The organism is Paraburkholderia sp. BR14374 (genome assembly GCF_040948685.1).
GTDB classification, from domain to species: Bacteria; Pseudomonadota; Gammaproteobacteria; order Burkholderiales; family Burkholderiaceae; genus Paraburkholderia; species Paraburkholderia youngii.
The window spans coordinates 442,009-460,382 of record NZ_JBFPKF010000003.1 but is presented as its reverse complement, the minus strand read 5'-3'; the positions used below and the strand labels follow the sequence as shown (position 1 = coordinate 460,382).

The window sequence follows — 18,374 nt, the reverse complement described above, 5'->3', positions numbered from 1 at the left end:
GCTTAGTCCGTCTCGATCCCCAACGCGGTAATCAATCGTTCGCGCCGCGATAGCGCCTGCAAAGAGCGCTTGCCCAGATGCGTCGCGACCAGATTGAGCAGGCCTTCGCAAAAGATCAGATACGCGCCCATGCTATTGCTGAAGAAACTGCTGTCATGCGGAATCAGAAACGCGTGCCGTGCGGGCGGCACCAGTGGAGACGCGAGCGTATCCGTGATCGCGATGACCGTCATACCCGCCTCGGCGGCTGCCTTCGCAGCTTCAGCGACGCTGCGCGTATAAGGCGAAACGCTCGTGACGACCACCACATCGCCCGGTTGCAACTGCGCGAGTCCTTCAGCCACGCCGAGCCCTTGCGCATCTAGCAGTGCGACGTCGGTGCGGATCATCCCGAGCCCATAGCAAAGAAAGCTGGCGAGCGCGCTGAACTGCCGCAAGCCGTGCACGCGCACGCGCGGCGCCCCCGCCAATAGCGCGGCCGCGCCGCGCAGATCGTCAGCCGATAGCCGCGCGAGAAACGTCTCCACATTGACGATCGATTCGTGCGCGAGTTGCACGACGACCTCGACTTCGGGCGACGTTCCGCTATTGACGGGCGTGTGCGCACGCTGCTTTTTCCCTGCAACGAGCCGCTCCGCCTGATTCGTATAGAAATGCCTGTGACGCTCCGCCAGCGAATCGCGAAACACGCTCTGAAAATCCGCGAACCCTGTATAGCCGAGCTTCGTGCTGAGCCGCGTCAGCGTCGACGCATTGACGTCGAGTGCCGTCGCCAGATCGGTGATGGTCCGCACGGCCACTTCCTCCGGCCGTTCGAGCAGCCAGGCCAGCACGGCGTGCGCCTTACCGCCGAGCGACAGGCCCGCCTCGTCGCGACCGATGCGCACCACCAGTTCGCGCAGCGCATCGACGCTGCGCGGCGCGCCAGCGACGGCTTCAGGCGCGCTCGCCTCGTCCTTGTTCGCCGGCTTGCGGCGCTTCGTGCGTAGGTTTGTGTCCATTGATCAATCGATATCGCGGCGGCGTCCCTGGTTGTTCATAAACGTCCCATTCTATGTGAGACGCCCCGATCACGATATCAGCGGTTGCGAGCGTGTTTTCGTCGTCGGGATCGGCAGGATCGGCGCGGTAGATCGGCAGCGATGCGTCGTGCGTGTCGGCGAGGATCGCGAGCGGCTCAGGCGCATGCCCCGCTTCGCGTGCGTCCCGCAACAGCCGGTCGCCGCGCGCCTGCCGACTACGCGATGAATCGGTCACGAGCTGGGCGAAGTCCCGCATCGGCGGATGAATCGCGTGATTCGCATGCAACGACGGCTGCGTGATCTCCTGCACGGAACAACCGTGCGCGCTGTACTCGACGCTCAGCAACGGCGCGCTCGCCTGATGCGCAAGCGTCAGATGGAAGCCGCCCGCGCGGGGGTTGTCGCGCACCACGGCGACGGCCGCATCGAGATCGCGCGCATCCAGCAACGCGCGCGTAAGCACCATGCGCGGCACGCCCGCCTCGGTCTGGCGCACCCGCAGGTTGTTCACGGTGACGGCAAGACCCGCGTCCGTCACGGCGAACGTATGGCCCGGCAGCGAGCCCGGATACACGAACGCCGCAAAGCCCGGACTGTCGTCGATCCGACACGCGGCAATCGCGCAATGCCCCGCGAAGCCGGGGTCGCCGTCTTCGTTGTGACTGATGCGCTTGCCATCAACCGATGGCAATTGCACCGTCGTGCAACCGTCGGGCGACGCAGCCCACAGGTCGCCGCGGCAGTTCCACAGGAACACATCGTCGAAGGGCAGTCCGAGGCCGTTGGCAAGCCCCTGCAATTCCGCCCAGATACGCGGAAAGCGCTGCCGCGTATGTGCGGAAAGCGCGGCCGCGAGCGGCGTGCCATGCCATTGCATGACGTCGCGCCAGGCGGCCGATTGCACCAAGTGGCGATGCACGGCCAACGCGCCGAAGCGGCCTAGCGCCTTGCCCACGTCGAACGGCGAGCCGGAGATTTCGATGAATCCAATTGCAGACATGAGTTCGAGATCATTCGACGTGTTGAAGGAAATCGCGCAGGCGCTGATTCGGCGGATTGTCGAGCAACTGCGCAGGCGGCCCGTCGACCGTGATGTGGCCGTGTTCCATGAAGATCAGACGCGTGCCGACCTTGCGCGCGAACGTCATTTCGTGCGTCACGACGACCATCGTCATGCCCTCTTCCGCCAGCGACTGCATCACCCGCAGCACTTCCTGCCGCAGTTCGGGATCGAGCGCCGAAGTCGGCTCGTCGAACAGCATCAGCTTCGGCTTGACGGCCAGCGCACGCGCAATCGCGACGCGTTGCTGCTGACCGCCCGACAACTCGCTTGCATAGTGCCCGACGCGGCCCGCGAGGCCGACTTTCGTCAGCAGCTCGTGCGCGAGCGTTTCCGCGTCGGACTTGCTCATGCCGCGCACCTGACGCGGACCGAACGCGACGTTTTCGAGCGCCGTCAGTTGCGGGAACAGATTGAACTGCTGAAACACCATGCCCGCTTCGCGGCGAATCTCGCGCACTTTCTTCGAGCCGCCGTGCACGCTGATGCCATCGACGATCAGATCGCCGCCGTCGATATGCTCCAGCGCATTGATACAACGCAGCAGCGTCGATTTGCCCGAACCCGACGGACCGATCAGCACCACGACTTCGCCCGCGCGAATGTTCAGATCGACGCCGTCCAGCACGGTGGTCTGCCCGAAGCGCTTCGTGACCTGCTTGAACTGCACCATATCGAGCGCGCTCATAGTATCCGCATCCTCTTTTCCATCGTGCGCAGACAGAACGTCAGCACACCGATCATGCACAGATAGATTGCGGCCACGGCCGTCCAGATTTCAACGGCCCGAAAATTCGCCGCCATGATTTCCTGACCCTGACGCGTGAGTTCACCGACGCCGATCACGATGAACAGCGACGTATCCTTCAGGCTCACGATGAACTGGTTGCCAAGCGCCGGCGTCATGCGGCGAATCGCAACGGGCCCGACGACGAACCCGAGCACGCGCCACATCGGCATGCCCAGCGCGAGTCCCGCTTCCTTCAATCCGCGCGGCACCGACAGGAACGAGCCGCGCACGATCTCGGCGATATACGCGCCCGAATTGACGATGATCGACACGATCGCGGCCGTCAACGCATCGACGCGCACGTTAAGCAGCACGGGCAGAGCGAAGTAGATGAACATCACCTGCACGACGATCGGCGTGCCGCGCACGAACTCGACGTACGCGAACGCGATCTTCTGCATGAAGGCGTTGCCGTACGCGCGCATCAAGCCGAACAGAAAGCCGACCGCCAGGCCTCCCGCAAGGCCCGCGATGGTGATGAGCACCGTCAGCTTCGCGCCCTGCAATAGTGCCGGTAACGCATCGACGACGACTGACAGATCGAACTGCATGACTTGCCTCCTGCTGCCGTTGCGTTATCAGGACTTCGTCGGCTCGACGCCGAACCACTTCTTGTAGATCGCTGCATAGCGACCGTCAGCCTTGATCTTCGCGAGCGCCGCATTGACCTTCGGCACGAGCGGGCTGCCCTTCGGAAAGCCGATGCCGTATTGCTGCGCCATCATCTGCGCACCGACCGCCTTCACGTGGCCCTTGCCCGCCGTGTTGATGTAGTAGAGAACGTTCGGCGTGTCGTGCATCGCTGCATCGACGCGTCCTGTCTGCAACTCCAGATACGCGTTGTCGATGTTCGGGAACTGGCGCAGATCGGTGCCCGCGAAATGCGCCTTCGCGTAATCCGCTGCCGACGTCCCCGTCTTGATCGCGAGCGACTTGCCCTTCAGATCGTCCGGGCCCTTGATTGCGCTGGTGGCCGGCACCATCAGCGTGAAGCCGCTGTCGTAGTAGCCATCGGAGAAGTCGATCACTTTCTTGCGCTCGTCCTTGATCGTGATGCCCGCGAGCGCGACGTCGACGTTATGGGTTTGCAGCGCCGGCAGGATGCCGCTGAAATCCATCGGCTGCAGCTTGTAGTCGAGTTTCAGGTCCTTCGCGATGGCTTCCCACAGGTCGATATCGAAGCCGACGTATTTGTCGCCCTGCTTGAATTCGAACGGCACGAACGCCGTGTCGCAGGCGACCAGCAAGGTCTCGGCCCGCGCGGCATGACCGAGGACGGAGACGGCGACGAGTGCAGCCGCGGCGAGCTTTGCTACGAGTTTCATGATGACCTCTTCGAGGTGGGGTTGAGGAACGACAGCAAACCGATTTGCGATGAGTATCTTTCTGCAAATTTATTTGCGCAATAGTTTGGCGTGCAAATTTGCTTGCGAGTCGGGTATACCCCGATAGGAGATGTCGGACGGAAGGCGCTGGGTGCCGAAGCGTGACTTTGCGCCGAAGCGCTTGTGCCCGGCGCAATAGGGCATGCCGGATGCTGCGAATCCCCTGCGGCGGGACGGCTTTCGCGCGCGGTGTGTGTCGCTATTGAAAGTCGATTGCAAGGGAAAAATCTTCACGCGCGACGGAATAACGGTCGATCGATCGCGTTAGCCCTTGTGTTGCAGATGGCAGCCTGACGGTCGGAGCGCGATTCGGTGTCGACCGGCTTGCTCCCGCGCTACTGGCATGAATGTCACCGAATCTGGAGTGATTTTGAGTCACAACATGGTTCAACCCGGCTGGGTACGGATCACACACTGGATCAATGCTGTCGCGGTCGTGCTGATGGTCATGAGCGGCTGGCAGATTTACGATGCGTCGCCAATCTTTCCAGCCATTCAGTTTCCACCTTCGATCACACTTGGCGGTTGGCTCGCCGGAGCGCTGCTATGGCATTTCGCCGTGATGTGGCTGCTGGTCGCCAATTTTCTGGTCTATCTCGCGCTGAATCTGGCGTCCGGACGCTTGCGACGCAAACTGCTGCCCATCAGGCCGAAACAGTTGGCCGGCGATCTGATCGCCGCGCTGCGCGGGCGCCTGAAACACGACGACCTCGCGCACTACAACTCGGTGCAGAAGCTCGCCTATCTCGTCGTGATCGCCGACATCGTGCTGATCGTGTTGTCGGGGCTCGTCATATGGAAGTCGGTGCAGTTCCCGCTGCTGCGCACGCTGATGGGCGGATATGACAATGCGCGCGTCGTGCACTTCGTATGCATGAGCGTACTGGTGGCGTTTTTCATCGTTCACGTCGCGATGGCCGCGCTCGTGCCGCGCTCGTTACTGTTGATGATACGGGGACGGTAAATCGTGACGATCCGCAAACGCACCGCGCCACCAGGCACTTTTCTCGCGACGCATGGCGAATCGATCATCCGTGACGCACAGCGCGAACTCAAATCGCCCGCGCGCCGCCTGTTCGGCAGGCGTCTGCTGACCCTGGGCGGCATCGCGATGCTCTCCGGTTGCGATCTGACCAACGATAAGGCAGTGAACACCGCGCTGCGCCGCATCTCGCTCTTCAACGACCGCGTGCAGGCGCTGCTGTTCGATCCGAACAAGCTGGCGCCCACGTATCCGGAATCGATGATCACGCGGCCGTTTCCGTTCAACGCGTTCTATGAGATCGACGATGTACCCGAGATCGATGCCGCGACCTACCGTCTGCAAGTCACCGGCCTCGCGCACGGCAAGCGCACCTGGTCGCTCGACGAACTGCATGCGCTGCCGCAGGAAAGCCAGATCACGCGGCTTGTCTGCGTCGAAGGATGGGGCGCGATCGGCCGCTGGGGCGGCGTGCGCTTTTCCGAATTTCTGCGTCGCGCGGGTGCGGACACGACTGCAAAGTACGTGTCGCTGCATTGCGCGGACTACAACTACTGGACCAGCATCGACATGCCGACGGCGCTCCACCCGCAGACGCTGCTCACGCTGACTTACGACGGTGACGTGCTGCCGCCGAAGTATGGCTTTCCGATGAAACTGCGCGTGCCGACCAAGCTCGGCTTCAAGAATCCCAAGCATGTCGTCGCAATCGAAATCACGAACCAGTATCCGGGCGGCTATTGGGAGAACCAGGGCTACAACTGGTTCAGCGGCTCGTGAAGCAATGATGTCTTTTCCCCGTCCTTCAACCATCCAGTTGGGAGGTTCTATGACACTCCGCATCAAACTTGGCGCAGCCTTTATGGCTGCCGCGCTCGCGAGCGCTGCTTTCGCGCAGGCGCCCGCCACGACGCCCACGCGCATCCGTGGCGAAATCGTGTCGCAAAACGGTGAGACGCTCAAGGTCCATCGCCGCAGCGGCGACACCGTGTCGGTCGATGTTAAGCCGGATGTGCGTGTTTCGGCTGTGAAAACGATGCAGCTATCGGATATCAAGCCGGGTACGTTTATTGGCACGGCTGCCACCACGGGCACCGACGGCAAGCTGACGGCAACGGAAGTGGTGGTGTTCCCCGAGTCCGCGCGCGGCACGGGCGAAGGGCATTACCCGTGGGACCTGGGCCCGAAAAGCTCGATGACCAACGCGAACGTCGACTCCGTCGTGCAGAGCACTAACGGCCGCGACCTTAAGCTGTCGTACAAGGGCGGCAGCAATGTGGTGACGGTGCCGCCAAACGTGCCCGTCGTCACGTTCACGCCGGCGGACCACAGCGATCTTACGGCCGGCAAAAAGGTGTTCATTGTCGCAACGCCTGCGTCGCAGGGAAGCTACGTTGCGCAACGCGTCGTGGTTGAAAAGGACGGCGTAGTGCCGCCGATGTGACCGCTGACCTTCGCCTCGGCGAGCGCCACGCACGGCGTCATATGTCGACGCCGCGCGTGCCGACGCATCGTCACGATTGATTTGCCTGGATGGGGTGCATTCATCTCGCTGCCCGCCGACCGCGCAGCCGCACGAGCATCGTCTGCGGATTCATGCGGGCTAAATTCCTCCATGCCGGCACTCCCGAAATTTACTTGACATCTAAACTATCAAAACCTAAATTAATTTCAACGCGGAGTTCATTTTGGGGAACCAGCATGCGCATAGTTTGTATCGGGGGCGGCCCGGCCGGTTTGTACTTCGGTCTGTTGATGAAAAAACGCAACCCCGGCCATGAAGTCACGGTGATCGAGCGCAACCGCCCCTATGACACCTTCGGCTGGGGCGTCGTGTTCTCCGACCAGACGCTCGGCAATCTGCGCGCCGCCGACGCCCCGAGCGCCGAGGCGATCCTCGACGCGTTCAATCACTGGGACGACATCGAGATCCACTTCCGCGGCCGCAGCGTGCGTTCGTCGGGCCACGGCTTTTGCGGCATCGGTCGCAAACGCCTGCTGAATATCCTGCAGGCGCGCTGCGAAGGACTCGGCGTAAAGCTCGTGTTCGAAACCCAGGTCGTGGACGACAGCGCATACGACGCGGACCTGATCATCGCGAGCGACGGCCTGAACAGCGCCGTGCGCCAGAAATACGCGCACACCTATCAGCCGGACATCGACGTGCGCGACTGCCGCTTCGTGTGGCTCGGCACGAAGAAGCTGTTCGACGCGTTCACGTTCGCGTTCGAGGAAACCGAATTCGGCTGGTTCCAGGCGCACGCCTACCGCTTCGACGATCAAACCTCGACGTTCATCGTCGAAACGCCGGAACGCGTGTGGCGCGCCGCCGGTCTCGACGAAATGAGCAAGGAAGACAGCATCGCGTTCTGCGAGAAGCTGTTCGCGAAGTACCTCGACGGCAATGCGCTGATGTCGAACGCCGCGCATCTGCGCGGCTCGTCGCAATGGATCCGTTTTCCGCGCGTCGTCAACAAGGAGTGGGTGCATTGGCGCCGCAACGCGAACGGCACACGAACGCCGATCGTGCTGATGGGCGACGCCGCGCATACCGCGCACTTCTCGATCGGCTCGGGCACCAAGCTCGCGCTCGAAGACGCAATCGAACTCGCGAACAGCATCAGCGCGCATCTGGGTTCTCATCCCGACGACCTGGCCGCAGCGTTGAAGCACTACACCGAAGTACGCAGCGTCGACGTGCTGCGCATCCAGAACGCCGCGCGCAATTCGACCGAATGGTTCGAGCACGTCGATCGCTATACGTCGTTCGAGCCGGAACAGTTCGCCTATTCGCTGCTTACGCGCTCGCAGCGCATCTCGCACGAGAACCTGCGCGGGAGAGATTCGCAATATCTGTCCGGCTTCGAAGACTGGCTCGCGAAGCGCGCGGGCGTCGAGCGCGCGGCGGACAAACATTCGATTCCGCCGATGTTCACGCCCTTCAAGGTGCGCGGCGTCACGCTGAAGAATCGCGTGATGGTGTCGCCGATGGCGCAGTACTCGGCGGTAGACGGCGTGGCGGGCGACTACCACCTGATGCATCTCGGCGCGCGCGCAATGGGCGGCGCCGCGCTCGTGATGACCGAGATGACCTGCGTGTCGCCCGAAGCGCGCATCACGCCGGGATGCCCCGGCATGTACGCGCCCGAGCATCTGGCCGCATGGAAGCGCATCGTCGATCTGGTGCATCTGCAATCGGATGCGAAGATCGGCATCCAGCTCGGCCACTCCGGTGCGAAAGGTTCGACGCGCGTCGCGTGGGAAGGCATCGACCAGCCACTCGACGAAGGCAATTGGCCGCTCGTTTCGGCGTCGCCGCAGCAGTATCTGCGCGGCATCAGCCAGCGTTCGCGGGAAGCCACGCACGAAGAGCTGCGCGCAATCGAGCAGCAGTTCGTGAAGGCAACGCGCATGTCGATCGAAGCGGGTTTCGACTGGCTCGAATTGCACTGCGCGCACGGCTATTTCCTGTCGAGCTTCCTGTCGCCGCTGACGAATCACCGTACCGATGAATACGGCGGCTCGCTCGAGAACCGTCTGCGTTATCCGCTGCAGGTATTCAGTGCGATCCGTGCGGTGTGGCCGCAGGACAAGCCGATCTCGGTGCGGATTTCCGCGCACGACTGGGTCGAAGGCGGCAACACGCCCGACGACGCCGTGAAGATCGCGCAGGCGTTCAAGGCGGCCGGCGCGGACATGATCGACGTGTCGTCGGGCCAGGTCAGCAAGGAAGAAAAGCCCGTGTTCGGCCGCATGTTCCAGACGCCGTTCGCCGACCGCGTGCGCAACGAAGCCGGCATCGCGACGATCGCGGTCGGCGCGATTTCCGAAGCGGACCACGTGAACAGCATCATCGCGGCTGGCCGCGCGGACCTGTGCGCGATCGCGCGTCCGCATCTCGCGAATCCGTCGTGGACGCTGAACGAAGCGGCGAAGATCGGCTATCTCGACATCGCGTGGCCGAAGCCCTACACCGCCGCGAAAATGCAGCTCGAACGCAACCTCGAACGCGAGCGCGCGCAGGCCATCGCCAACGCCGGCCTGACGGCGCAACAACGCGCGCAACGCGCCGAAGGAACCGTGTGAACACGTCAGACACCTCTCTCGCCGGCCAGCACGCGGTCGTCACCGGCGGCGGCAGCGGCATCGGCGCGGCCATCGCGCAGGCGCTGCTGCGCGCCGGCGCGCGCGTCACGCTGATGGGCCGCAACCCACAACGCCTCGAAGCGCAGCGCAAACAATGCGCGGCACTCGGCGATGTCGCGTGTATCAGCGTGGATGTCACGCAAGAAGAGTCGGTGGCGCGCGCATTCGGTGAGGCTGGCGCCGTCGATATCCTCGTCAACAACGCGGGGCAGGCGCAGGCCGCGCCGTTCACGCACACCGATCTCGCGCTCTGGCAGCGCATGCTCGACGTGAATTTGACCGGCGTGTTTCTCGGCACCCGCGCTGTGCTGCCGGACATGCTCGAGCGTGGCTATGGCCGCATCGTCAACGTCGCAAGCACCGCGGGGCAGATCGGCTATGCGTACGTCGCCGCGTATTGCGCCGCGAAGCACGGCGTGATCGGTCTCACGCGCTCGCTCGCGCTCGAAACCGCGACGCTCGGCATCACCGTCAACGCAGTGTGCCCCGGCTACACCGAAACCGAGCTGCTGCATGCATCGCTCGAACAGATCACGAGCAAGACCTCGCGCACCGAAGCCGAGGCGCGCGACACGCTGCTGCGCTCGAATCCGCAGCGCCGCTTCGTGAGTCCGGAGCAGGTCGCGAACGCGGTGTTGTGGCTGTGCCGCCCCGGCTCGGACGCGATCACGGGGCAATCCATTTCCATTTCGGGTGGGGAAGTAACGTGAGCAAATCAATGCAAGCAAAGAAGTCGGCGGCGGATGCGAAACCGTCGCGCAAAGGCGTCGCCCAACCCGCGGAGAACGTCGTGGACCTCGAAATGAGCACCGGTGCGGACAGCCATATGGGCCTGCGTCTGTGGTTGCGCATGCTGACCACCACCAACCTCGTGCAGGCCGAATTGCGCAAACGTCTGCGCACCGAATTCGACACCACGTTGCCGCGTTTCGATCTGATGGCGCAACTCGAACGACATCCCGAAGGCCTGAAGATGACCGAGCTGTCGCGTCGTTTGATGGTGACGGGCGGCAACGTCACCGGCATCACCGATCAGCTCGAAAAAGAGGGGCTCGTCACGCGCGATACCGACCCGAACGACCGCCGCTCGATCAGCGTGTGCCTGACGCCCGCTGGCCGCAAGGCGTTCGACAAAATGGCCGTCGCGCACGAGCAATGGGTCGTCGAGATGTTCGGCGGCCTGAGCCTCGACGAAAAGATGAAGACCCATCAGGACCTCGGCAAACTCAAACGGCATCTGCTCGACAGCCTGAAAGGCTGACTTCGCACTGGAGGAATCCATGACACGATCCAACGCCGACGCACTGTTGGCCGGCAACCGCCTGACCCTGGCAGGCTACGAGGCGAAGCACTTCGGCTGGTCGGTGACCAGCAAGGTCGCGACGATCACGCTGAACCGCCCCGAGCGCAAGAACCCTCTGACCTTCGAATCGTATGCGGAGTTGCGCGACCTGTTCCGCGACCTCGCGTACGCGACCGACGTGAAAGCCGTCGTGCTGCACGGCGCGGGCGAAAACTTCTGCTCGGGCGGCGACGTGCACGACATCATCGCGCCGCTGATCGATCTGCCGATGCCCGAGCTGTTGCTGTTCACGCGCATGACCGGCGACCTCGTCAAGGCCATGCGCCATTGCCCGCAGCCGATCATCGCGGCCGTCGACGGTGTCTGCGCGGGCGCCGGCGCAATCCTCGCGATGGCTTCCGATCTGCGCCTCGGCACTGCGCGCAGCAAGCTCGCGTTCCTGTTCACGCGGGTCGGCCTCGCCGGTTGCGACATGGGCGCATGCGCGATGCTGCCGCGGATCATCGGCCAGGGACGCGCCGCCGAGCTGCTGTTCACCGGCCGCTCGGCAAGCGGCGACGAAGCTCGCGCATGGGGCTTTTACAACCGCCTGTGCGACCCGGCCGCGCTCATCGAAGAAGCGCACAAGCTCGCCGCCGATCTCGCGTCCGGCCCGACCTTCGCGCACGGCATGACGAAGAAGATGCTGCACCAGGAATGGAGTATGAGCATCGACGAAGCGATCGAATCCGAAGCGCAGGCGCAGGCGATCTGCATGGGCACGCGCGACTTCGAGCGCGCGTACGACGCGTTCGCGGCGAAGACACGTCCGGTGTTCGAAGGAGACTGAGTTGAGCGCCGACCATCAGACCACCTCGATCGATTTGCACAGTCCGCTCGCGTGGCCGTTTTTCGAGCCGCGTCATCGCCAACTCGCGGCCGGCATCGACGCGTGGTGCCGCGAGCATCTCAAGCATCAAGATCATGGCGACACCGACGCGACCTGCCGCCTGCTGGTGCGTGAACTCGGTGAGGCCGGCTGGCTGAAATACGGTGTCGGTGGCGTCGCTTATGGCGGCCACGGCGACACGATCGACACGCGCGCGGTGTGTCTGCTGCGCGAAACGCTCGCGCGCTATTCCGGCCTCGCCGATTTCGCACTGGCAATGCAAGGCCTCGGCTCGGGCGCGATCTCGCTCGCCGGCACGCATGAGCAGAAATCGCGGTATCTGCCGCGCGTCGCGAGCGGCACGGCGATCGCCGCGTTCGCGCTGTCGGAGCCGCAAGCGGGCTCGGACGTCGCGGCGATGGCGCTGGCCGCACGCGAAGAGGGCGACCACTACGTGCTCGACGGCGAAAAGACGTGGATATCGAACGGCGGAATCGCGGACTTCTACGTGGTGTTCGCGCGCACCGGCGAGGCACCGGGCGCGCGCGGCATCAGCGCGTTCATCGTGGATGCAGAAACGCCGGGCCTGGATATCGCCGAGCGCATCGACGTGATCGCGCCGCACCCGCTAGCGCATCTTAGCTTCACGAACGCGCGCGTGCCGAAGAGCCAGATACTCGGCGCGCCCGGCGAAGGCTTCAAGATCGCAATGCGCACGCTCGATATTTTCCGCACGTCGGTGGCGGCCGCATCGCTCGGCTTCGCGCGTCATGCGATGGCCGAAGGCCTCGCGCGCGCGGCGTCGCGCAAGATGTTCGGCCAGACGCTCGGCGACTTCCAGTTGACGCAGGCGAAGCTCGCGCAGATGGCGCTGACGATCGACAGCAGCGCGCTGCTCGTCTATCGCGCCGCGTGGCTGCGCGACCAGGGCGAAAACGTCACGCGCGAAGCCGCGATGGCGAAGTGGCACGCGAGCGAAGGCGCGCAGCAGGTGATCGACGCAGCCGTACAGCTTTACGGCGGCATGGGTGTGCAAAGCGGCAGCGCGGTCGAGATGCTGTACCGCGAGATCCGCGCGCTGCGCATCTACGAAGGCGCGACCGAAGTGCAGCAGTTGATCGTCGGCCGCGATCTGTTGAAGGCGCATGCCGCCGCGAACGGTAACGCGCAATGAGTACATCGTTCGAGCGGCCCGTCCGCATCCGCTTCTCGCACTGCGATCCCGCGGGCATCGTGTACTTTCCGCAGTACCTCGTGATGACCAACGTGCTCGTCGAAGACTGGTTCAACGAGGGCCTGCGCATCGACTACGCGCACATGATCGCGCGGCGCCGCATCGGCCTGCCGATCGTCAAGCTCGACTGCGAGTTCTCGCGGCCGAGCCAGATGGGCGAAACGATCCTGCTCACGCTCGAGGTCCACACCATCGGCCGCAGTTCTATCGGCATCGAGATTCACGGGCATTGCAACGGCGAAACGCGCTTTCGTTCGAAACAGGTGCTCGTGTTCATGTCGTTCGACAGCGCGAAATCGATCGATATTCCCGGCGACATCGCGAGCGCGCTCGCGGCGTACGCTCCATCGACCTCCCCCATCGAGGCTCAGCGCTGATGAAAAAAGCTCTCCTTCCCGCCGGCTGGGTCAAACCGCGCGGCTATGCGAACGGCGTCGCGGCGAGCGGCACACAGGTGTTCATCGCTGGCCAGATCGGCTGGGACGAACAGGCGCAGTTCCATTCCGATGATTTCGCGCTGCAGTCCGAGCAGGCGCTGAAGAATCTGCTCGCCGTGCTGCGCGAAGCGGGAGGCAAGCCCGAACATCTAGTGCGCCTCACCTGGTACGTGACCGACAAGCGCGAGTACCTCGCATCGCTGAAGGACGTCGGCCGCGTGTTTCGCGAGCTGATCGGCGACTACGACATCGCGATGAGCGCGGTGCAGGTGGTCGCGCTGATGGAAGACCGCGCGAAGGTCGAGATCGAAGCCACTGCGGTGATTCCGCACTGAACGTCATACAGGTACCGAACGCACAGGCAAGCCCTTCACACCGAACGAAGCGCATTTTCCGGCTCAACGCCCCGGGAGACCATGATGGAACCGTCAGCACACGTCGATACTTTCGCGCGCGACAATCTTCCGCCGCAGGATCAATGGCCCGTCTTTCTGCTCGACAATCCGGACGTCGCCTATCCGCCGCGGCTGAACTGCGCGACGGAACTGCTGGAGCGGACCATCGAGGCGGGGCATCGCGACCGGCCGGCGATCTGGTCCGACGTGGACGGCAAGCCACAAGCGACCACGTACGGCGAACTGCTCGCGCTGGTCAACCGCAGCGCGCATGTGCTCGTCGATGAAATGGGCTTGCGCCCGGGCAACCGCGTGCTGCTGCGTGGACCGAACACGTTGCAGATGGCCGTCGCCACGCTCGCGGCGCTGAAGGCCGGGCTCGTCGTCGTGCCGACCATGCCGCTGCTGCGCGCGAAGGAACTCAAGCAGATCATCGAGAAAGCGCAGGTCAGCGCGGCGCTTTGCGACGCGCGCCTGAGCGCGGAACTCGAGCGCTGCACGAATCCGCGCGACGCGTTCTACTGCGCAGTGCTGAAGCAGACGCGCCGCTTTCACGACGATTCCGCCGATTCGCTCGAGACGCTCGCCGTCAACAAGCCCGAGCACTTCACCGCATGCGACACCGCCGCCGACGACGTCTGCCTGATCGCGTTCACGAGCGGCACGACCGGCGCGCCGAAAGGCTGCATGCATTTCCATCGCGACATGATCGCGATGTGCGATCTGTTCCCGCGTCATGTGCTGAAGCCTTCCGCGAGCGACATCTTCTGCGGCACGCCGCCGCTCGCGTTCACGTTCGGGCTCGGCGGCCTGCTGTGCTTTCCGCTGCGCGTCGGTGCGTCGACGGTGCTCGTCGAAAAGCTCACGCCGCAGACCTTGCTCGACGTGGTCGAACGTTTTCATGCGACCGTGATGTTCACCGCGCCGACGTTCTATCGGCAGATGGCGCCGCTCGTCGCGCAACACGACGTGTCGTCGCTGATAAAGACCGTGTCGGCCGGCGAGGCGCTGCCCGATTCGACGCGGAGTCTGTGGCGCTTCGCGACCGGCATCGACATGATCGACGGCATCGGCGGCACCGAGCTGATTCACATCTTCGTTTCGTCGCAAGGCGCGGAGATCCGCCCACACGCGATCGGCCGCGCGGTGCCGGGCTACGTCGTGCAAGCCGTCGATGACGACATGCACCCCGTACCGCCCGGCACGATCGGCAAACTGGCGGTGCGCGGTCCGACTGGCTGCCGCTATCTGGCCGACGACAGGCAGTTGCGCTTCGTGCGCGATGGCTGGAACCTGCCGGGCGATTCGGTCTATCTGGACGCGGACGGCTACGTGTTCTACCAGGCGCGCGCCGACGACATGATCGTGTCGGCCGGCTACAACATCTCCGGTCCCGAAGTGGAAAGCGTGCTGATGCAGCACGAGGCGGTGGCCGAATGCGGCGTGATCGGCGTGCCCGACGAAACGCGCGGGCAGATCGTGCGGGCCTTCGTCGTGGTGAACCCCGGCTACACGGCCGACGATAAACTGGTCGCGCAACTGCAGGATTTCGTTAAGAATAACGTCGCGCCGTATAAATATCCGCGCGTCATCACGTTCGTCGGCGCGCTGCCGCGCACCGAAACCGGCAAGCTCAAACGTTTCGAGTTGCGCATGATGACATAACCCGTATCTACCATAAGACTGGAGACAGACCGCATGGCCGGCTCTTTCATCGAAGTCCTCGCCCACGATGGCGGCCGTTTCAACGCTTACGTCGCGCGCCCCGCGCAGGGCTCGGGCCCGGGGCTCGTGCTGCTGCAGGAAATCTTCGGCGTCAATGACACGATGAAGGCGACCGCCGATCGCTACGCCGAAGAAGGCTACGTGGTGCTCGTGCCCGATCTGTTCTGGCGCATCAAGCCGGGCATTTCGCTTGGCTACGGCGACGCCGATATGAAACAGGCGCTCGGCTATCTGGGGCAGTTCGATACGGATGTCGCCGTGAAGGACATCGCCGCCACGATCGCCACGTTGCGCGAACTGCCCGAGCAGGCCGGCAAGGTGGGCGTGGTCGGCTACTGCCTCGGCGGCAAACTCGCGTTTCTGAGCGCGGCGCGCACCGAAGTCGATTGCGCGGTCAGCTATTACGGCGTGGGGCTTGACGCGCATCTCGACGAAGTATCGGCAATCAACTGCCCGATGGTGTTCCACTTCCCTGAAAACGACGCGCACTGCCCGCCCGAAACGCGCGAACGCATCGGCGCCGCACTGCGTACGCGGCCGCAGATCGAGCAATATGTGTATCCCGGCTGCGATCACGCGTTCGCCGCGCCGCAGCGCAAGCAGTACGACAAGCCCGCCGCGATGATGGCGTACTCGCGCACCCTCGCGCTGCTGCGCAAGGTGCTCGGTCCAGTCTACGATCTGAACGCGCTGTGGGAAGCGCATTGCTATCACGAGTTCGCGACACGCGACGTCGATGCGGTGATGCCGACGATGGTCGCCGAGCCCTACGTCAATCACGTACCGACGATGACGGGCGGTGTCGGGCATGACAATCTGAAGCGCTTTTACACGCATCATTTCGTCAACTCGAATCCGCCCGATACGAAGCTGATTCCGATTTCGCGCACGATCGGCTCGGATCGCGTCGTCGATGAGTTCATTTTCAGCTGCACGCATAGCTGCGAGATCGACTGGCTGTTGCCGGGCGTCGCGCCGACCGGCAAGTACTTCGAGGTGCCGATGCTCGCCGTGGTGTGCTTCCGCGGTGACAAGCTTTATAACGAGCACATCTATTGGGATCAGGCTTCGGTGCTCGTGCAGGTGGGGTTGCTCGATCCGGAGGGTTTGCCGGTGGCGGGGATTGAGAGCGCGAGGAAGTTGCTGGATGAGACTTTGCCGTCGAATGGATTGATGGGGGGTAAGTCGAAGGTTTGAGGATGTGGTCATTCCCTCAATGAAAATCGGGCGATCATCCGGTCATCGAATGACGGCGGCAGCTTTATAAACGACGCGTCGTCGCCGCCACGAGAAAATGAAACGCCTTCTGAACCGGGTAGTACACGTTGCCAACCATCACCGCGGGCGGCTCGAAGAAACACGGCGCTCCTACCAGATCAAGCGTTATGGGCGCGATCCGAAGAGCCGCCGCCCAGGATTTCGTAGTTGGACCCGAAATGCGCGGGTGCTAGACTCGAAAACCCATCGTCGGTGATCGACCGAATCCGCGTAATTCCGCGTAAAGGGGCACCCGCATGACCCACTCCCTCCACGGCAAGCAACGTTGGCTCGCACTGATCGTGCTCTGCCTCGGCGTGCTGATGATCGTGCTCGACACGACCATCGTGAACGTCGCGCTGCCGTCCATCGCCGCCGATCTCGGCTTTAGCGAAACCTCCCTCGTATGGGTCGTCAACGCCTACATGCTGACGTTCGGCGGCTGTCTGCTGCTCGGGGGACGGCTTGGCGATCTGTATGGACACCGCAAGCTGTTCCTGTGCGGCATTACGCTCTTCACGCTCGCTTCGCTCGCCTGCGGCCTCGCGAATTCGCAAGTGCTGCTGGTCGCCGCGCGCGGCGTGCAGGGCCTGGGTGGTGCGATCGTCTCGGCGGTCTCGTTGTCGCTGATCATGAATCTGTTCACCGAACCCGGCGAACGCGCGAAAGCGATGGGCGTGTATGGCTTCGTCTGCGCGGGCGGCGGCAGCATCGGCGTGCTGCTCGGCGGACTGCTCACCAATCTGCTGAGTTGGCACTGGATCTTTCTGGTCAACCTGCCGATCGGCATTGCGGTGTACGCGCTGTGCCTCGCGCTCTTGCCCGCTGCGCGCGGACACGCGCACGGCGAACGGCTCGACGTGGCCGGTGCGCTCAGCGTGACCGCATCGCTGATGCTGGCGGTCTATGCAATCGTCAACGGCAACGAAGCGGGCTGGACTTCTGCGCAAACGCTCGGCCTGCTGTGCGTCGCGCTCGCGCTGCTTGCGGTGTTCCTCGCAATCGAGGCGAGAGTCGAACATCCGTTGATGCCACTCGGTCTGCTGCGTTTGCGCAATGTCGCGACCGCGAACGTGGTCGGCGTGTTGTGGGCGGCCGCGATGTTCGCGTGGTTCTTTATTTCGGCGCTGTATCTGCAGCGCGTGCTCGGGTACCGGCCGTTGCAGGTGGGGCTCGCGTTTCTGCCCGCGAATCTGATCATGGGACTCTTTTCGCTGGGATTGTCGGCGCGTGTGGTGATGCGTTTCGGGCTGCGCGGGCCGCTCGCGGCGGGCCTGCTGATCGCTGCATGCGGGCTCGCGCTGTTCGCGCGCGCGCCCGTCGACGGCAGCTTCGTCCCCGACGTGTTGCCCGGCATGTTGCTGCTCGGCTTCGGCGCCGGCATCGCATTCAATCCGCTGCTGCTCGCGGCGATGAGCGATGTCGATCCCGCCGATTCGGGCCTCGCGTCGGGCATCGTCAATACGTCGTTCATGATGGGCGGGGCGCTCGGGCTCGCGGTGCTCGCGAGTCTTGCCGCGGCGCGTAGCGAGGCAATGCAGGCGTCGTCGAGCGCGGCGGCCGCGCTGAACAGCGGGTATCACGTCGCGTTTCTGTTTGGGGCGGTCTTTGCGGCGGCGGCCGGCGTGCTGGGTGGGCTGTTGCTGAGGCCGGGGCAAGCGGGCGGCGCTGCGGGCGCGCGGAGTGACGTGCTGGAGTCGCCCCGGCCCTCCGCCGCGACTGCAAAACAGCAAGCGCGATCAAATGCCTGAGTTCGCCGCTGACTATGCT

At 63.8% G+C, this 18,374-nt stretch carries 18 protein-coding genes; 13 read left to right on the top strand and 5 right to left on the bottom strand.

The genetic code is table 11. The features are described from left to right. Nucleotides 1-2: 2 nt before the first annotated feature. From AB3X86_RS09250 to glnH, 5 genes are read right to left on the bottom strand one after another with little or no spacing between them, the layout of a single operon-like run. Nucleotides 3-1,001, bottom strand: a complete 999-nt coding sequence (locus AB3X86_RS09250; RefSeq protein ID WP_176106948.1) for a MurR/RpiR family transcriptional regulator — start codon at nucleotides 999-1,001, stop codon at nucleotides 3-5. After that, nucleotides 937-2,022, bottom strand: coding sequence for a C45 family autoproteolytic acyltransferase/hydolase (locus AB3X86_RS09245; RefSeq protein WP_368595715.1), 1,086 nt, complete (start codon nucleotides 2,020-2,022; stop codon nucleotides 937-939). Before AB3X86_RS09245 ends, AB3X86_RS09250 begins: the two co-directional genes overlap by 65 nt. Nucleotides 2,023-2,032: 10 nt before the next feature. Beyond that, nucleotides 2,033-2,770: a glutamine ABC transporter ATP-binding protein GlnQ gene (gene glnQ, locus AB3X86_RS09240; RefSeq protein ID WP_018438275.1), complete on the bottom strand. Its 738-nt coding sequence runs from the start codon at nucleotides 2,768-2,770 to the stop codon at nucleotides 2,033-2,035. Beyond that, nucleotides 2,767-3,423 carry a glutamine ABC transporter permease GlnP gene (gene glnP, locus AB3X86_RS09235; protein WP_018438276.1) on the bottom strand — a complete coding sequence of 219 codons (657 nt, stop codon included), beginning with the start codon at nucleotides 3,421-3,423 and terminating at the stop codon, nucleotides 2,767-2,769. The genes glnQ and glnP overlap by 4 nt, the downstream gene beginning before the upstream one ends. Before the next feature lie 27 nt (nucleotides 3,424-3,450). Continuing rightward, nucleotides 3,451-4,197: a glutamine ABC transporter substrate-binding protein GlnH gene (glnH, locus tag AB3X86_RS09230; protein WP_368595714.1), complete on the bottom strand. Its 747-nt coding sequence runs from the start codon at nucleotides 4,195-4,197 to the stop codon at nucleotides 3,451-3,453. A 442-nt stretch (nucleotides 4,198-4,639) separates the two neighbouring features. Between glnH and AB3X86_RS09225 the strand changes: the two genes are divergently transcribed. From AB3X86_RS09225 to AB3X86_RS09165, 13 genes are all read left to right on the top strand, one after another. Then, nucleotides 4,640-5,221 carry a cytochrome b/b6 domain-containing protein gene (locus AB3X86_RS09225; protein WP_368595858.1) on the top strand — a complete coding sequence of 194 codons (582 nt, stop codon included), beginning with the start codon at nucleotides 4,640-4,642 and terminating at the stop codon, nucleotides 5,219-5,221. A 3-nt stretch (nucleotides 5,222-5,224) separates the two neighbouring features. Further along, nucleotides 5,225-6,019 (top strand): molybdopterin-dependent oxidoreductase, encoded by a 795-nt coding sequence (locus AB3X86_RS09220; RefSeq protein WP_368595713.1) that lies wholly within the window; start codon nucleotides 5,225-5,227, stop codon nucleotides 6,017-6,019. Nucleotides 6,020-6,068: 49 nt separating this feature from the next. Next, nucleotides 6,069-6,683 (top strand): hypothetical protein, encoded by a 615-nt coding sequence (locus tag AB3X86_RS09215; RefSeq protein ID WP_368595712.1) that lies wholly within the window; start codon nucleotides 6,069-6,071, stop codon nucleotides 6,681-6,683. A 257-nt stretch (nucleotides 6,684-6,940) separates the two neighbouring features. Then, a complete protein-coding gene (locus AB3X86_RS09210; protein WP_368595711.1) occupies nucleotides 6,941-9,325 on the top strand; it encodes a bifunctional salicylyl-CoA 5-hydroxylase/oxidoreductase in 2,385 nt (794 codons plus the stop codon). Beyond that, a complete protein-coding gene (locus tag AB3X86_RS09205; protein WP_368595710.1) occupies nucleotides 9,322-10,095 on the top strand; it encodes an SDR family NAD(P)-dependent oxidoreductase in 774 nt (257 codons plus the stop codon). The genes AB3X86_RS09210 and AB3X86_RS09205 overlap by 4 nt, the downstream gene beginning before the upstream one ends. A gap of 8 nt (nucleotides 10,096-10,103) precedes the next feature. Next, on the top strand, nucleotides 10,104-10,646 hold the full coding sequence (locus AB3X86_RS09200; protein ID WP_368595709.1) for a MarR family winged helix-turn-helix transcriptional regulator: 543 nt from the start codon (nucleotides 10,104-10,106) through the stop codon (nucleotides 10,644-10,646). A 19-nt stretch (nucleotides 10,647-10,665) separates the two neighbouring features. Beyond that, nucleotides 10,666-11,517 carry an enoyl-CoA hydratase family protein gene (locus AB3X86_RS09195; RefSeq protein WP_368595708.1) on the top strand — a complete coding sequence of 284 codons (852 nt, stop codon included), beginning with the start codon at nucleotides 10,666-10,668 and terminating at the stop codon, nucleotides 11,515-11,517. A gap of 1 nt (nucleotide 11,518) precedes the next feature. Beyond that, the gene (locus tag AB3X86_RS09190) at nucleotides 11,519-12,730 is read left to right on the top strand and encodes an acyl-CoA dehydrogenase family protein (RefSeq protein WP_368595707.1); all 1,212 of its coding nucleotides are present in this window, start codon (nucleotides 11,519-11,521) and stop codon (nucleotides 12,728-12,730) included. Beyond that, nucleotides 12,727-13,167 carry an acyl-CoA thioesterase gene (locus AB3X86_RS09185; protein WP_368595706.1) on the top strand — a complete coding sequence of 147 codons (441 nt, stop codon included), beginning with the start codon at nucleotides 12,727-12,729 and terminating at the stop codon, nucleotides 13,165-13,167. Before AB3X86_RS09190 ends, AB3X86_RS09185 begins: the two co-directional genes overlap by 4 nt. Beyond that, nucleotides 13,167-13,562, top strand: coding sequence for a RidA family protein (locus tag AB3X86_RS09180; protein ID WP_368595705.1), 396 nt, complete (start codon nucleotides 13,167-13,169; stop codon nucleotides 13,560-13,562). The genes AB3X86_RS09185 and AB3X86_RS09180 overlap by 1 nt, the downstream gene beginning before the upstream one ends. Nucleotides 13,563-13,646: 84 nt before the next feature. After that, nucleotides 13,647-15,287 carry an AMP-binding protein gene (locus AB3X86_RS09175; RefSeq protein ID WP_368595857.1) on the top strand — a complete coding sequence of 547 codons (1,641 nt, stop codon included), beginning with the start codon at nucleotides 13,647-13,649 and terminating at the stop codon, nucleotides 15,285-15,287. 33 nt (nucleotides 15,288-15,320) lie between these two features. Beyond that, nucleotides 15,321-16,544: a dienelactone hydrolase family protein gene (locus AB3X86_RS09170; RefSeq protein ID WP_368595704.1), complete on the top strand. Its 1,224-nt coding sequence runs from the start codon at nucleotides 15,321-15,323 to the stop codon at nucleotides 16,542-16,544. Between the two features lie 317 nt (nucleotides 16,545-16,861). Then, complete coding sequence (locus tag AB3X86_RS09165; protein WP_368595703.1) at nucleotides 16,862-18,355, top strand: DHA2 family efflux MFS transporter permease subunit; 1,494 nt, start codon at nucleotides 16,862-16,864, stop codon at nucleotides 18,353-18,355. The last annotated feature ends 19 nt before the right edge of the window (nucleotides 18,356-18,374 follow it).